We start from the raw sequence: 13,963 nt of genomic DNA, 5'->3' as shown, positions 1-13,963 counted from the left end.
ATGCCCCATCTTCCCGAGCATCTTCTCACCGGCTACCGCAGTTTCATGAGCGGCCGCTATCTCACCGAAAGCGGCCGTTATCGCTCGCTGGCGCGAGAGGGCCAGGCACCGGAAACGATGATCGTCGCCTGCTGCGATTCGCGGGCCGCGCCCGAAGCGATCTTCGATGCCGGGCCGGGCGAGCTGTTCGTGCTGCGCAATGTCGGCAATCTGGTGCCGCCCTATGCGCCAGACGATCAGTTCCACTCGACATCGGCGGCGCTCGAATTTGCGGTGCAGAGCCTCAAGGTCAAGAACATCGTGGTGATGGGCCACGGCCGCTGCGGCGGCATCCGCGCGGCACTCGACACCACGGCCGCACCCTTGTCGCCGGGCGATTTCATCGGCAAGTGGATGAGCCTGATCGCGCCCGCGGCCGAGACCGTATCGTCGAGCACCTTCATGACCGCGACCGAGCGCCAGACGGCATTGGAGCGCATCTCGATCCGCTATTCCATCGCCAATCTGCGTACCTTCCCTTGCGTCTCGATCCTCGAAGGCAAGGGGCGACTGTCGCTGCACGGTGCCTGGTTCGATATTTCGACCGGCGAGCTTTGGGTGATGAACAAGGAAACCGGCGATTTCGAGCGGCCGGAGACGGAGTAGGAGACGAGGCATGATGCGAGCTCGGTTCGCGTTCGCGGCGGCGGCACTGCTTTGCTCGGCAAATGTCGCCCGTGCCGACGATAGCGCGATCATAGACCGCTGGTATTCGGCACTGCTGATCGCCGACCGCACCGAATTGTCGGACCTGCTTGCCGACAACGTCCGCATCAAGCTCGACGACCTCGGCGTAGTGCAAAGCAAGCAGGAATTCATCGCCTCGATCGCCGAGTGGCAAGGCGCCGTCGCCGGGGCCGAAATCCGCCATCGGATCGAGAAATCGGAGGGCGGCGTCACCACTGTCATCGCCTGCTATGATTTTCCCAGCAACGACATGCTGATGCAGGAGACCTTTGCGGTCGCCAACGACCAGATCACCGCCAGTTCGCAGGCCGCGATCGCCGAAAACTGCGACAGCTACTGACGGAACCATGAACGGGACCCGCTGTTGCGCGCAACCGGCCGGCGCCTTACATCGGTGGCGATCCATCTTCTCCCGCCACTCAGCGAAAGTTTGCCCATGCCGTCCACCGTCGACCTCGCCGCCCATCCGCTGACCGCATGGCAAGGGCCGCTCGGCCTGCCCGATTTCACACGCATCGGAGACGGCGATTTTTCTCCGGTCTTCGACGCGGCCCTGAAGGCGCATGAGGCCGAGATCGGAGCGATTGCCGGCAACACCGGGACGCCGACGATCGAAAACACGCTTGCCTCGCTCGAGCTTGCCGGCGAGGCGCTCGACCGTGTCTCCTCGATCTTCTGGTGCCGCGCCGGCGCCCACACCAATGAGGCGATCCAGGCGCTGGAGCGCGACATCTCGCCGAAGATGTCGCGGCACTTCTCGGCGATTTCGATGAATGAGCGACTGTTTGCCCGCATCGACGATCTCTATCAGCGCCGCGAGGCTTTGAAGCTCGATGCCGAAACGCTGCGGGTCTTGGAAAAGACCTGGAAAAACTTCGTCCGCTCCGGCGCCAGGCTCGACGCCGAAGGCAAGAAGCGGCTGGCCTTGATCAACGAGGAATTGTCCTCGCTCGGCACCAATTTCGGCCAGAACGTGCTTGCCGACGAGCGCGACTGGGCGTTGTTCCTCGACGAGGCCGACCTTGCCGGCCTGCCGGAATTCCTGAAAAGCTCGATGGCGGAAGCCGCCGAGATGCGCGGCCAGAAGGGCCGCTACGCCGTCACTCTGTCGCGTTCGATCTACGAGCCGTTCTCGACCTTCTCAGAACGCCGCGATCTGCGCGAGACGGCGTTCCGCGCCTTCATCATGCGTGGTCAGAATGGCGGCGCCACCGACAACACGGAAGTAGTGCGCGACATGCTGCGCCTGCGCGCCGAGAAGGCGAAGCTGCTCGGCTATCCTTCCTACGCCGCATTGAAGCTCGACGATACCATGGCCAAGACGCCGGAGGCGGTGCACACGCTGCTCGATCCGGTCTGGGAAAAGGCGGTGGAAAAGGCCGCAGGCGACCAGGCCGAATTGCAGCGGCTGGCGGCCGAGGCCGGCAGCAACGAGAAATTCGCCGCCTGGGACTGGCGCTTCTATCAGGAGAAGCTGCGCGCCGAGAAATTCGCCTTCGACGAGGCCGAGCTGAAGCCGTATCTGCAGCTCGACCGCATCATCGACGCCTGTTTCGACGTGGCAACACGATTGTTCGGCATTTCTTTCGAAGAAAAGAAGGGCATTGCCACCTGGCATCCGGACGCACGTGTTTTCGTGGTGAAGAATGCCGACGGCAGCGAGCGCGGCCTGTTCCTCGCCGATTATTTCGCGCGGCCCTCGAAGCGCTCCGGCGCCTGGATGAGCGCGCTGAAATCTGGTTATAGGCTTGGCCCTGGCTCGAAGCCGGTCATCTACAACATCATGAACTTCGCCAGGCCGCCGGCCGGCGAGGCCGCCTTGCTGTCGGTCGATGAAGCCAAGACGCTGTTCCACGAATTCGGTCATGCCCTGCACGGCATGCTGACCGACGTCACTTGGCCGTCGGTCGCTGGCACCTCGGTCAGCCGCGATTTCGTCGAACTGCCTTCGCAGCTTTACGAGCACTGGCTGACGGTACCGGCGGTGCTGGAAAAACATGCGCTGCATGTCAAGACCGGCAAGCCGATGCCAAAGGCGCTGCTCGACAAAATGCTGGCGGCGCGCACCTTCGGCGCCGGTTTCGCCACGGTCGAGTTCACCGCCTCGGCGTTGGTCGACATGGCCTATCACGCCCGCCCGGATGCGCCGGACCAGCCGCTTCGTTTCGAAGCCGAAACGCTCGAAAAGCTCAATATGCCCGACACCATCGCCATGCGTCACCGCACCCCGCATTTCGGCCATATCTTTGCCGGCGATGGCTATTCTGCCGGCTATTACTCCTACATGTGGTCGGAAGTGCTTGACGCCGATGCTTTCGCCGCCTTCGAGGAAACAGGCGATCCCTTCAACCCGGCGCTGGCCGAGCGGCTGCGCAAGAATATCTACGCCGCCGGCGGCTCGAAGGACCCCGAAGAACTCTACACCGCCTTCCGCGGCAAGATGCCTTCACCGGAAGCGATGATGGCCAAGCGCGGGCTGGTGTGATGCATGCCCGCTCTTGTCACCGGTTCTCTTTCCATCCTGATTGATCTCGGCCGCCGTCATGGCGTCGGGTTACGCACCGCCTGATCCGGTTTCCGCCGGTCCCGTTCGGCCTTTTTGGCTGCGGCCGCGTCGTTGAGGTGACTGCACTTAATGCGGTCTCCATCGTTCCGGCCGAAGGAGCCGCGTTCATGGCGGTGCTACGGGCTGTGCGGGGCAGGCAACGACAGCTTGCCCGCTATGCTGATCGGCCGCTGCCGCATCTGGATCGCGCCTTGCGACGACCGCTACGGAAACTCTCAGTCGCGAAGTGGCAGCCCCGCCAATGGAAGGCGGGGCTGGTAAGTTTGATTGTCTCGGCGAAGGTTTTTGCCGAGGCGATTGGCCTAGGCAGGCACAAAGCCAAAATAGGCTTTGTAGGAAGCCCCCTCGCCGGAAATCAGGGGCGTTTCCACTTTGAACCCAATCCCGCTGAAGGTGGTATTGTTCGTACGTGCCGCGAGCAACACCATCTGCTTTGCGGAGATGGTCACTGTCGCGCTCCCGATCCTGTCATCGCCCCAATCGAAGAGATCGCTAATGGCGCCGCCGATCGATGGCATCAAGGATCCCAGGGCGGGGCCGGCTATCGCGGCAATGATAGGTCCTGCCACCGGAATGAGGCCCAAAGCCAGCGTGCCCGCCGTATGGACGCCCATGACGATCTTCTGCACCTCGTCCTTGTATTTGTTGGGGTCGCCAAAATCGTTTTCCATCAGCACCGTGCCGATATTGATGCCGTAGGGCTTGCCTCGATAGATTTCCATAAGGTCGGGTCTCGTATCTCCGGCATCGACGTCGCCATAGACCTGGCTGCGCCTGGTGTCGGCGATCTGCGGCGTTGTCACGCTGACGATGACATAGGGTTCGTCCGCACTCGATCCCTGATCCCAGTCGGTCTCGCCGAAGCAATGGAGGCCGGTATAGTGGACGACGACGTCTCGAAGGTCGATCGCGCCGGTGTCGGGCCACCAGTATATGCCGCCGTTTTCAAACAGATTGGCACGGCCACCGTCGGCAAATTCGGTCTCGTCGGTCGTTGGGTACCCCAGATATGACTGTTCCCAGCCCAAGCTTTCCCACTTCTTTCGAATGTCACCGTACACCACGTTGGCTCCTGTGTTCGGTGTCCAGTAGATCGAGCCGGCATTGGCAAAATGGTTGTAGCGCCCGACGCCGTCGGGAGTTCCGGTTTCGTCGGTGACCGGATAGCCGAGAACCGAGCGCTCCCAGCCCATTGCTGCCCATTTGCCGCGAATTGCCCCCCAAATCGCTTGAGCACCGGTGTTCGGTGTCCAGTAGATCGAAGCGGTATTGTTGTTGAAGTGATTGTATCGGCCGACGCCGTCGGGAGTTCCGGTTTCGTCGGTGCAGGGAATGCCCCACGCGAGACCGCCAAGCGCAATCCACTTCCTGTAGATTTCGCCATGGATCTCAAAGGCGTCGTGCATGGCATCGTTGTAACAAATGCATGAGCCGTTCTTGAGATACCAGGCTTTTCCAGTGTCCTTCCTGTCGATCTCGGCGAAGCCGGCGCCTCCAAGGGAGTTGTACTTTTGCTGTATGACAGCTTCGGGCGAGAGGAGCGACCAAGGCCCGATCCTGAGCTGGTCGGAAAGTCTTGTGGCTCCAGCGCGGATGGTGCCGGCACGCACTCTCGAAGTTGCTCTGGCAGTATACGGCATGACCTTTTCCTTCCTGTGAGTGTTGGTATCGGGGGCTTCAGGCCTCCGGCGATCGGTTTTGATCGACGAGCCGAGGTTCCCAGACCGCGACTTACGGACGGCTTACAGAGTTCCGAGCTGCGCCAGAGTAATTCCAGGAAAAGTGTGGAACGGTTTTCCGTCCGGAATTGCGCAAAAATAAAGAGATAGAGCGGTTCGGCGTTTCCGTGAAACGATGAACCGGTCTAGAGAAACGGGCGCACGAGCGAACGCAGCAAAGGCGAGGGCTCGTCATCGCCGGTCGAAGCGAGCGCGCGTTCATAGCGCCGGTAATCCTCGATGGCGCCGGCATGATCGTTCCTGGAGAGGCTCTCCTGGATGAGCGTGCCATGGAGTTTGGCCGATTCCGGGTAGAAATCGAGCGCACGCCGGCACGCCTGGCGTACCCGATCCGCATTGCCTTGACTCTGCCAGTGTTTGGCGATCCGCACGGCAAGCTCCACAAACCCATCCCGCACCCGGTCGGCCGCGGCATTCGACCAGGCGGGCATCGGGGCATTCGAGAAAAGCGGGCCGACAAAGCCTTCCAGCAGCATCTCCTGCTCCTCGATTGCGCAGTCTCTTTGGCCCGACAGAACGGGTTTCAGCCGGTCTTCCCAATCCTGCAGATCGATCCAGACCTTGTCGGCAGCGAGCCGCAAACGGCCTTCTCTCAGCGTTACGAGTTCGCCTTGCCCGAGCAATTTGCGCAGACGATGCAGCGCCTGCTCCAAGGCCGCTTTGGCCTGGTCGCCGTCGAGGTCGGGCCAGAGCCAATCCTGCAGGGTTTCCACCGAACAGACCTGGTCCCTCGACAGGCAGATAATGCGCAATATGTCGAGCGCGCGGGTAGGTTTGGCACCGGGCGCGACCTCGGCACCATCGATTTCGAGGCGGAAGCCTCCCATCAAGTGGATCCTGAGCGGCCAAGGCCACTGGGCGGGTCGGCCAGCGGGCGGGACCAGATATCGCGCCCGAACGACACGGCGGCAGAGATCGACGTCGATCTTTCGCTCCAGCGCATCGGCGACAAGATCGGCCAATAGGTCCGGCAGGTTGAGCAGGATTGCGGAGGGGTTGACCTGGCGCAACGCCTCCATGAATTCAGCCAGACGACTGCCATAGGACGCGCCGCCGTTCCACTTCTGCTCCAGGGCCTGAGCGGCCAGAATGTTGAGTTCGACGCGCTGGCGAGGGCCGCCGCTCAGCCTTTCGACGATCTCCTGGAGTAGCGCAATGGCCTCCGCTGGACGCCGATCGGCCAGCAGGACCTGGTATTTGGTGACGTAATGCGGCCAGCGTTCGATCATCGGCTCATTCGCCCGCTCGATCGCATCCATGAAGGCATCGCAGTCGAGATAAGCCTTGACGAAGTCGCCGTTGCGCGTGTGCATCGCCGCGTGGCAGTCGGCGACTACAGCGACCTGGGTTGTGAACCTGCTGTCCGCGATCTCGCCCAGCCGGGAGACGAGCGCATTGAATTCGGAGAACCTGTTGTGAAGCTTCATCAGCAATTGAAGCTGATAGAGGGCGCTGAACTCGACGCCCCGTAAGGCGTGCCGCTCGCCTATCGCCGTTGCGCGTCGCAACGCATCCTCGGCCGAGGCATAGACAAAACCGCGCCGCGAATAGGGGAAGTAACGGCCGCTGGCCGAGCCAAAGGACACCAGCCACATGCCGAGCACCAGCGGCGGGATATCCGGATGTTCGAGATCGGCGGCAACGCTGTCCACGGCATTGGCAAAAATGTCGCGCTGCCCCGACGAGGTCGCGTAGTCGATGAGCGCTTCGCTTGCCAGCAGGCGCAACTCGACCGAATCCTCGATCGGCAGATGTGTCAGGCGCTGCTGGATATCATTCACGAGGCGCTTCGCGTCATGGACGTCGAATTCGCCAGGTTCGGCGAAATCGACGGCCCGCAGGATGCCGAGCCTGACCATCATGAGTTCCTCCGGATCCAACTCCGGCAATCCCCTGGCAAGAACCTGTGAGGCTCGGCGCGTCCAATCCGCCAGCCCCTCATGCGTACGCCAGCTGGCAGTCTTGACTACGACCGCCCGCGCGACCGTCAGGCATTGGCCGCGCATGTCGGTGTTCTCGAATGCTTGCCATGCCTTGGAGAAGTGCGGTTCGGCCTTCGCATCGTCCGATGCGAAGGCGACGCCCAGCCAATAATGGACCCACCCGTCCATCTGGTCGGGGGGCAGCCTGTTGCACCATTCGACGAAGCTGGCCCTGCGCCCTTGCGAGAGAACGCCGTTAGCGCACTCCAGAATGAGCTGGCGTGCCAGCGGCCAGGCGCCCGCCTGCAACGCCAGCACGATTGCCGCGTCGGTTTTGTCTGCCTCGTGCAGGACCTTTGCTGCCTGCTCGCGCAGCCTGGAACGGTCCGCTTCCGTCACGCGCCGGTCCAGTAGGCCGGCAAGGTATTCGCGCAACAAGTCATGCAGCTGGAAGGCGGCGCCGCCCGGACCGTCGCGCGTGATCAGCAGCTGGCGATGCTGCAGCCGCACCAGCAGGCGAGCAGCCTGCGGCGAGCCCAGGAACGCATCGGCAAGCTCCGTGCTGATCTCCGGCAGAACGTTGAGCCTGATAAGCAGATCCTGGTCCTCCGGCGCGATGTCGCGCAGGAAATAACGTCCGACAATCTCCCGAAGGCCGGCGCCTCCGGCAAGGCCGGTCTGCGAAAGCGGGTAGTACATTCCGGCGTTGGCCAGCAGGAGAAGGCCCACCGCCCAGCCGCGCGCCTCCGAAATGTCGCCGACCTCGGACGGCGATTGCGAGCGGGCGGTGATGAGGTTGCGAGCCTCCGCAGGCGAAAACTCCAGCAGTGTTTGGTTGAGGACCGGCAACTGTCCCGACAGCACGAGGTCGGTGACATCGCCCTCGGGCAGCATCCGCGATGTGCAGATGCAGCGGACGGTGTTGGGGCGTTCGCGCAACAGGATCGCCAGCGTCCGGCGAAAGCCTGGCGCATCGGCACGATGCAGATCGTCGAGGACCAGGATCGTGCCCGGATCAAGCCGCGAGAAATAGGTGCGGAAGAACAGCCGCGCGAAATCGTCGGAATTGTCGGCATATTCCGGACCAAACACCGGCATGCCGGCATGCCTGCCGTCGAGCGACAGCGTCAGATAGTGGAAAAGGCGCGCAACGTCCTGGTCCTCGGTGTCGACCCGATACCAGTTGTACGCCGATTCGCCCTGCTTCAGGCCGCCTTGTTCCGGCCCGCTGTGTTCCAGAAAGTCGATCACCGCGGTGGTCTTGCCGTATCCACCAGGCGCAGCCAGCCAGCATGCACCGCTGTCGAGGGCCTGCGACAGCAGCGCCACTACGCGCGGACGGCTGACAATTCCCACTGGCCGGGGTGCCGAGAGCTTTGCTATCTCGCGCGGCGCGTCCCGGAGGGATTTATCCATTGTGAGGACTCTCGCAGCGCAGTCGCCTCGCGAAAACAGGCAATCGGTTCGCCCGCAACAACAAATCGCCGGCCGGCGTTGTGCTCGCCTGACGTGCCGTGCTCGCCGGCAAGGTCGCGGTTATCCCTTGTGCGACATGATATGCGAAACCCCGACACTCACGTCGGCGGTGTGTCTTGCCATCACTGCGTTCATTCGCATTGCAATCGTCGCATAGCCGTTTCGTTCGTGGTCGGTAACTTCCGAGGGCTTGAAGAGCCAAGGAAGGGGTGCAACCTGCGCGTCCGCGAAATTGGCCGGCAGGTTCGATGGCAACGCTTTTTTCCCTAAAGGCAGCTCTAGCCCAAGGTCGCTAAATTCGTCCTCGAGACTGGCGTGCAGATGAGAAAGCACCACATAGATCGCCAGCTTTGATCTAGTCCTTTCTGTGTTGTTTTGATTGTACTCTTGAAGAATCTCATCGAACGATGGCGATACGTCGCTTTCCGCAGCGGTAGCTCGTGTTGCAACAGCACCGGCCAGGGCAGTCGCTGCCATTCCTGTAAGACCTACAAAATCACGCCTTGTCGTGCTGGTCATGGTGAATTCCCCTCGGTTTTGAAGACGGGCCAAGTCTGGCAAGGACGAGGCGCAGTAGCAATAGGCCGCATACGCTACTGGTGTAGAAGGCCTTTACGTCGCCGATGTGAATCCACCCGGCAACGATAGTGCCAAGCCGGCAGAGGCCCGCGATGCATTCGGTTGCTTCAGCTGAGGATAGCCATGGACTCCAAGCGGGTCTTCGGCATGCAACCAGGCAAGGGATTCTAAAAATCCGCTGGTGGAGCTGAGGAGGATCGAACTCCTGACCTCGTCATTGCGAACGACGCGCTCTCCCAGCTGAGCTACAGCCCCGTCCAGCGGATGGGGCTTTTATCGGCCGCTGCGGTTTCCTGTCAAGGCTGCGCTTGCTGCCGAAATGCCGTTCGGCCGTTCGTCCGGCTTCGCGATGTGGCGGAAGACGGCTCTTGCCGCTTTCACCTACAGTGGCTACATGTCGGCAGCAATCGGAGACCGGCATGATCGCCCTCATTCAGACCATTGTCATGGCGCTTGACCTTTATTGGTGGATCATCATCGCCTCGGCGATATTTTCCTGGCTCTACGCCTTCAACGTCGTCAACTCCCGCAACCAGTTCGTCGACACCATCAGCAACATGCTCTACCGGCTGACCGAGCCGGCGCTTCGGCCGATCCGCCGCTTCATGCCCGACCTCGGCGGCATCGACATCTCGCCGATCATCCTGCTGCTGATCCTGTTCTTCATCCGGCAGTTCCTGCTCACCACCGTACTTTCGCTGGTCGTCTGAGGGCGTCGATGAGCGCGCCGTTTCGCACGCGCGCCGACGGCATCGACCTGTTCGTCCGGCTGACGCCGAAAGCGGCGATGGACAGGCTGGACGGCATCGAAACATCGGTGGATGGGCGAAGCTATCTAAAAGCCCGCGTCCGCGCCGTGCCGGAAAACGGAGCCGCCAATCGAGCGCTGGAAAGGCTGGTAGCTAAGGCGCTTGGCGTGCCGGCATCGGCCGTCTCGATCGCCGCCGGCGGCACAGCTCGGCTGAAGACGCTGCGCGTGCTTGGCGATCCCGCGGCGCTGGCGAACGCATCGATACGCTGGGCACCCCTGCGCCATGATCTCGGCTCGCTCACTTACCCCGCAAAAAAAGGCCGGGCTGCAAAGCCCGGCCAGATGTGAAGGTCGAAAACCTTCAGAGGGGAACGCGCCGGACGAATGGGAGGAAACATCCGACGCGCATTGCATATGGGTTGGTGTCGACGACGTTTCAATGAGCCCGGGGGAACCACCTTCGCGATCAGGCTTTTAAACATTTCGACTATCTGATCAGCAGCTCGACGACGTCGATCCGTCCTATCGCGACTGATGCGGCAGGACACCCACCGCAACCCGACCGGAAAGCGCAATTATGACCGCCACTCGAGTCCTATTCTTCGATGTTCTGGGAACCGTCGTTGATTGGCGCAGCGGTATCGCAAGGGAGGCCGGCGCCTTCCTCGCGCGAAATGGTGTACAGCAGGTCGATCCCGGTGAATTCGCCGATGCGTGGGCGTCGCGCTATGACGCCTCGACCGAGGCGGTGCGGACGGGGCACCGGCCTTTCGTTTCACTTGACGTGATCAACAGGGAGAGTCTGGACGCCACCCTCGTCCAGTTCGGGCTGGCCCCGTCCGAGCTGCCGACCGCCGAACTTGAGGAACTCAACCTCGCCTGGCACCGGCTGGAGCCGTGGCCCGATTCGCTGAAAGGCCTTGCGAGGCTAAAGGAACGCTTCATCATCGTGCCTTTGTCAGGAGCCAATACCCGGCTGTTGCTGGATATGGCCAAGCGCGCCGGCCTGCCTTGGGACACCGTCCTTGGCTCGGATGTGTTCGGCACCTACAAGCCTGCGCCGCAGGCTTATCTCCGCGCATTGGAGATCCTGGAGGTGCGACCTGCGGAGGCCGTGTTAGTCGCCGCGCATAATGACGACCTGGCTGCGGCACGAAAATGCGGTATCGGAACCGCCTTTGTTGCTCGGCCAAAAGAGCATGGCCCGGCGCAGACGACCGATCTCTCGCCTCTTGAGAGCTGGGACTTTGTGGCCGACGACCTTGTCCATCTCGCCCAAGTTCTCCCGTAGGCCGAGGGCAAAAAACCTAAGCGATGTCGTCGCGGATGCAGGCCTTCAGATGGCCCTCGGCTGTCGCCCTCAGCGGCGGCACAGCCCCGGCGCAAGCCTCCAGCGCAAACGGGCAACGGGTTCGGAAAACGCAGCCCGACGGCGGGTTTGCCGGGCTTGGAATATCGCCCTTGAGCACCTGCCGGCCTTGCCTGGCCAGCGGATCGAGCGATGGAATGGCTGACAGCAGCGCGCGTGTGTAGGGATGCTGCGGCCGGGCATAAAGCTCGGCCGCCGGCGCAACCTCCATGATGCGCCCGAGATAGAGCACGATGACCGTGTCGCAGATGTACTCGACGACAGCCAGATCGTGCGAAATGAACAGCATAGTCAGGCCGAGCCGGAGCTGCAGGTCGCGCAACAGATTGATGATTTGCGCCTGGATCGAGACGTCGAGTGCCGAGACCGGCTCGTCGGCAACGATGAATTCCGGCTCGAGCGTCAGCGCCCGGGCGATGCCGATGCGCTGGCGCTGGCCGCCCGAAAATTCATGGGCGTAGCGGTCATAGGCGTCGACCGGCAACTCGACCGCGGCAAGTGCCTTCTCGGCCTTCGCCCGCCGCTCGGACTTCTTGCCGATGCCTTGAATGTCCAGGCCTTCGGTGAGGATCTGCCCTATCGTCATGCGCGGCGACAGGCTGGCGAAGGGATCCTGGAAAATATACTGCATCTTGCGGCGCTGGCGGCGCAACTGGGCGGCACCCAGCCTGGTGATGTCGGTGCCGTCATAGTTGATTTGGCCGGATGTCGGCTCGATCAGACGCAGCACCGAGCGGCCGATCGTCGTCTTGCCGGACCCGGATTCGCCGACCAGGCCGACCACCTGGCCACGCCTGATATCGAAGGAAATATCCTCCAACGCCCTTACGACGGGTCCGCGCGAGAACGCTGTCGGCGCAAAATGCTTGGTCAGGTTTTTGACAGCGAGGAAAGGGGCGTCGGCCATCAGAGCTCCTCCCAGCGCAGGCAGCGGCTTTGCTGGGTCGGCGTCGCCCCAAACAATGGAGGGACCGCGGCGCGGCAGGCAGCGATAGCCATCGGGCAACGCGGCGCGAAGGAACAGCCCTTGGGCAGCAAGGCGAGCGACGGAACATTTCCGGCAATGGTCGGCAGCGGCGTTCCCGCCGCCTTCAGCGCCGTGGCCTGGCCGAGCCTCGGCACCGAGCGCATCAACCCTGCCGTATAGGGATGACGCGGACGGGTGAACACTTCGCTCACCGGACCAGTTTCGACGATACGCCCGGCATACATCACCGCCACCCGGTCGGCGATTTCGGCGACGACGCCGAGATTGTGGGTGACGAACAGGATGCCCATGCCGCGCTGCGCCTGCAGTTCGGCCAAAAGATCGAGGATCTGGGCCTGTATGGTGACGTCCAGCGCGGTCGTCGGCTCGTCGGCGATCAGCAAGCCTGGATCGCAGGACAGGGCCATGGCTATGGTGGCACGCTGGCGCATCCCGCCCGAAAGTTCGTGTGGATATTGCCGCGCCCGCTGCTTCGGATCGGGAATGCCGACCTGTTCCAGCAGCCGCACCGCGTCTGCTTCTGCCTCGCGGTGCGATTTGCCGAGATGGATGCGGATCGGTTCGGCGATCTGCTCGCCGATCGTGTAGACCGGGTTGAGGCTGGTCATCGGCTCCTGGAACACCATGCCGATCTCGTTGCCGCGTATCTTGCGCAGCGACTCGGCATCGAGGCTGGTCAATTCGGTGACCGTGCCGTTCTTGCGCCGCAGCGCAATCGACCCCTCGGCGATATGTCCGACCCTTTTCGGCAACAGGCCGATGATCGACAGGCTGGTGACGGATTTGCCGGATCCGGATTCGCCGACGAGCGCCACCGTCTCGCCGGAGCCGATCGTCAGGTCGACATCCGTTACCGCCGCGATGTCGCGCCCCGCGATGCGGAACACCGCGCGCAGGCCGGAAATCGAGAGGATCGGCGCGACACTCAGCGGAGCAGCCCCACGTCGCGAAGGATCATGTCGACCTTCGCGGTTTCTTCCTCGTTCAGGCTGCGTTGCGGCCGCGCCATGGTGTTCGAGGCGATGATGCCGAGGCTCTTCATCGCCGCCTTGAAGGCGCCGACGCCGGCCGAGCCGGCGCTGGTCCTGCCGAGCGAGATCCAGACGATCTCGAACAGTTTCAACAATCGCTCCTGCTCCAGGCGGGCTTCGGCATGCTGGCCCGCCTGCGTCAGCTTCCACAGCCTGACATAACCATGCGGGTCGACATTGGCGAGGCCCGGCACGACGCCATGCGCACCCATCGCCAGCACGCTGTCGACCAGGATCTCGGAGCCGGTCATGCCGAAGAAGCCGGGGTCGTCGGCCATGTCCTTGAGCACGTAACGCAGATTGCCGTCATCGCCGCTGGAATCCTTGATGCCCGCGATGGCGCCTTCCCTGGCGAGGCCGACCGTGGTCTTGCGCTCCAGCTTGACATGGACGCAGACCGGGATGTCGTAGGCGATGACCGGAATGTCGATCGCATCCTTGATATAGCGGAAGTGGTCGCCGATCTCCGGCTGGCTGGTGCGGGTATAAAACGGCGCGGTGACGACGATGGCGTCGGCGCCGGCCGATCTGGCGATCCGGGCGTGGTTGATGACGCGGTCGGTAGTCGGGTCGATTACCCCAGCGAAGATCGGAACCCGGCCGTTATTGACCTTGACCGCGTGCTCGAGGATGGCCCTGCGGCCCGCCTCGTCGTGGAAGACCACCTCGCTGGTCGAGCCGAGCACGAACAGCCCGTGAACACCACCGTCGAGCAGGTTCTCGATAGTGCGGGTGAACGACGGGAAGTCGATGCTGAAATCGGCATTGAGCGGGGTGACGACAGGTGGCACGACGCCGGTAAACAGGGGCATTTTG

General features: G+C 62.5%; 11 protein-coding genes, 1 tRNA gene and 1 pseudogene. 6 read left to right on the top strand and 7 right to left on the bottom strand.

Annotation, left to right across the window (positions count from 1 at the left end):
* The 3 genes from NKI97_RS04555 (at position 1) to NKI97_RS04545 (ending at position 3,211) form a co-directional block, all read left to right on the top strand.
* Entirely contained in the window at positions 1 to 645 is a 645-nt protein-coding gene (locus NKI97_RS04555; RefSeq protein WP_352451260.1) for a carbonic anhydrase, read from the top strand.
* Positions 646 to 658: 13 nt separating this feature from the next.
* On the top strand, positions 659 to 1,066 hold the full coding sequence (locus tag NKI97_RS04550; protein WP_352451322.1) for a nuclear transport factor 2 family protein: 408 nt from the start codon (positions 659 to 661) through the stop codon (positions 1,064 to 1,066).
* A gap of 90 nt (positions 1,067 to 1,156) precedes the next feature.
* Positions 1,157 to 3,211 (top strand): M3 family metallopeptidase, encoded by a 2,055-nt coding sequence (locus NKI97_RS04545; protein ID WP_352749723.1) that lies wholly within the window; start codon positions 1,157 to 1,159, stop codon positions 3,209 to 3,211.
* 383 nt (positions 3,212 to 3,594) lie between these two features.
* Here the strand turns inward: NKI97_RS04545 and NKI97_RS04540 are convergent, their stop codons facing one another.
* The 4 genes from NKI97_RS04540 to NKI97_RS04525 form a co-directional block, all read right to left on the bottom strand.
* Positions 3,595 to 4,932, bottom strand: coding sequence for an LGFP repeat-containing protein (locus NKI97_RS04540; RefSeq protein ID WP_352451262.1), 1,338 nt, complete (start codon positions 4,930 to 4,932; stop codon positions 3,595 to 3,597).
* A 224-nt stretch (positions 4,933 to 5,156) separates the two neighbouring features.
* A complete protein-coding gene (locus NKI97_RS04535) occupies positions 5,157 to 8,369 on the bottom strand; it encodes an AfsR/SARP family transcriptional regulator (RefSeq protein ID WP_352832880.1) in 3,213 nt (1,070 codons plus the stop codon).
* A 120-nt stretch (positions 8,370 to 8,489) separates the two neighbouring features.
* Positions 8,490 to 8,948 (bottom strand): hypothetical protein, encoded by a 459-nt coding sequence (locus NKI97_RS04530; protein ID WP_352742840.1) that lies wholly within the window; start codon positions 8,946 to 8,948, stop codon positions 8,490 to 8,492.
* Between the two features lie 239 nt (positions 8,949 to 9,187).
* Positions 9,188 to 9,263: transfer RNA gene (locus tag NKI97_RS04525), tRNA-Ala, on the bottom strand.
* Between the two features lie 164 nt (positions 9,264 to 9,427).
* Here NKI97_RS04525 and NKI97_RS04520 point away from each other — a divergent pair.
* The 3 genes and pseudogenes from NKI97_RS04520 (at position 9,428) to NKI97_RS04510 (ending at position 11,050) form a co-directional block, all read left to right on the top strand.
* Positions 9,428 to 9,718 carry a YggT family protein gene (locus NKI97_RS04520; RefSeq protein ID WP_023678162.1) on the top strand — a complete coding sequence of 97 codons (291 nt, stop codon included), beginning with the start codon at positions 9,428 to 9,430 and terminating at the stop codon, positions 9,716 to 9,718.
* 8 nt (positions 9,719 to 9,726) lie between these two features.
* Positions 9,727 to 10,017: pseudogene (locus NKI97_RS04515) on the top strand (DUF167 family protein); the annotation flags it as partial.
* A 319-nt stretch (positions 10,018 to 10,336) separates the two neighbouring features.
* Complete coding sequence (locus NKI97_RS04510) at positions 10,337 to 11,050, top strand: haloacid dehalogenase type II (RefSeq protein ID WP_352749660.1); 714 nt, start codon at positions 10,337 to 10,339, stop codon at positions 11,048 to 11,050.
* Positions 11,051 to 11,066: 16 nt separating this feature from the next.
* On the opposite strand, the gene NKI97_RS04505 is transcribed toward NKI97_RS04510, so the two are convergent.
* The 3 genes from NKI97_RS04505 to NKI97_RS04495 are packed head-to-tail and all read right to left on the bottom strand — an operon-like array spanning position 11,067 to position 13,959.
* The gene (locus NKI97_RS04505) at positions 11,067 to 12,035 is read right to left on the bottom strand and encodes an ABC transporter ATP-binding protein (RefSeq protein ID WP_352749663.1); all 969 of its coding nucleotides are present in this window, start codon (positions 12,033 to 12,035) and stop codon (positions 11,067 to 11,069) included.
* On the bottom strand, positions 12,035 to 13,045 hold the full coding sequence (locus NKI97_RS04500; RefSeq protein WP_352749726.1) for an ABC transporter ATP-binding protein: 1,011 nt from the start codon (positions 13,043 to 13,045) through the stop codon (positions 12,035 to 12,037). Before NKI97_RS04500 ends, NKI97_RS04505 begins: the two co-directional genes overlap by 1 nt.
* Positions 13,042 to 13,959, bottom strand: coding sequence for a dihydrodipicolinate synthase family protein (locus tag NKI97_RS04495; protein ID WP_352749666.1), 918 nt, complete (start codon positions 13,957 to 13,959; stop codon positions 13,042 to 13,044). The genes NKI97_RS04500 and NKI97_RS04495 overlap by 4 nt, the downstream gene beginning before the upstream one ends.
* Positions 13,960 to 13,963: the final 4 nt, after the last annotated feature.

The sequence above is a fragment of the Mesorhizobium sp. M0296 genome (genome assembly GCF_040321675.1).
In the GTDB taxonomy this organism is placed as follows: domain Bacteria; phylum Pseudomonadota; class Alphaproteobacteria; order Rhizobiales; family Rhizobiaceae; genus Mesorhizobium.
Note: the sequence above shows the minus strand (reverse complement) of the source record. Positions and strands in the feature narration are given on the sequence as shown.

What these genes read in the sequence shown, in the direction of transcription:
- NKI97_RS04555 (WP_352451260.1), top strand. Translation starts at nt 1, where the DNA reads ATGCCCCATCTTCCCGAGCATCTTCTCACCGGCTACCGCAGTTTCATG.
- NKI97_RS04550 (WP_352451322.1), top strand. Translation starts at nt 659, where the DNA reads ATGCGAGCTCGGTTCGCGTTCGCGGCGGCGGCACTGCTTTGCTCGGCA.
- NKI97_RS04540 (WP_352451262.1), bottom strand. Translation starts at nt 4,932, where the DNA reads ATGCCGTATACTGCCAGAGCAACTTCGAGAGTGCGTGCCGGCACCATC.
- NKI97_RS04535 (WP_352832880.1), bottom strand. Translation starts at nt 8,369, where the DNA reads ATGGATAAATCCCTCCGGGACGCGCCGCGCGAGATAGCAAAGCTCTCG.
- NKI97_RS04530 (WP_352742840.1), bottom strand. Translation starts at nt 8,948, where the DNA reads ATGACCAGCACGACAAGGCGTGATTTTGTAGGTCTTACAGGAATGGCA.
- NKI97_RS04520 (WP_023678162.1), top strand. Translation starts at nt 9,428, where the DNA reads ATGATCGCCCTCATTCAGACCATTGTCATGGCGCTTGACCTTTATTGG.
- NKI97_RS04510 (WP_352749660.1), top strand. Translation starts at nt 10,337, where the DNA reads ATGACCGCCACTCGAGTCCTATTCTTCGATGTTCTGGGAACCGTCGTT.
- NKI97_RS04505 (WP_352749663.1), bottom strand. Translation starts at nt 12,035, where the DNA reads ATGGCCGACGCCCCTTTCCTCGCTGTCAAAAACCTGACCAAGCATTTT.
- NKI97_RS04495 (WP_352749666.1), bottom strand. Translation starts at nt 13,959, where the DNA reads ATGCCCCTGTTTACCGGCGTCGTGCCACCTGTCGTCACCCCGCTCAAT.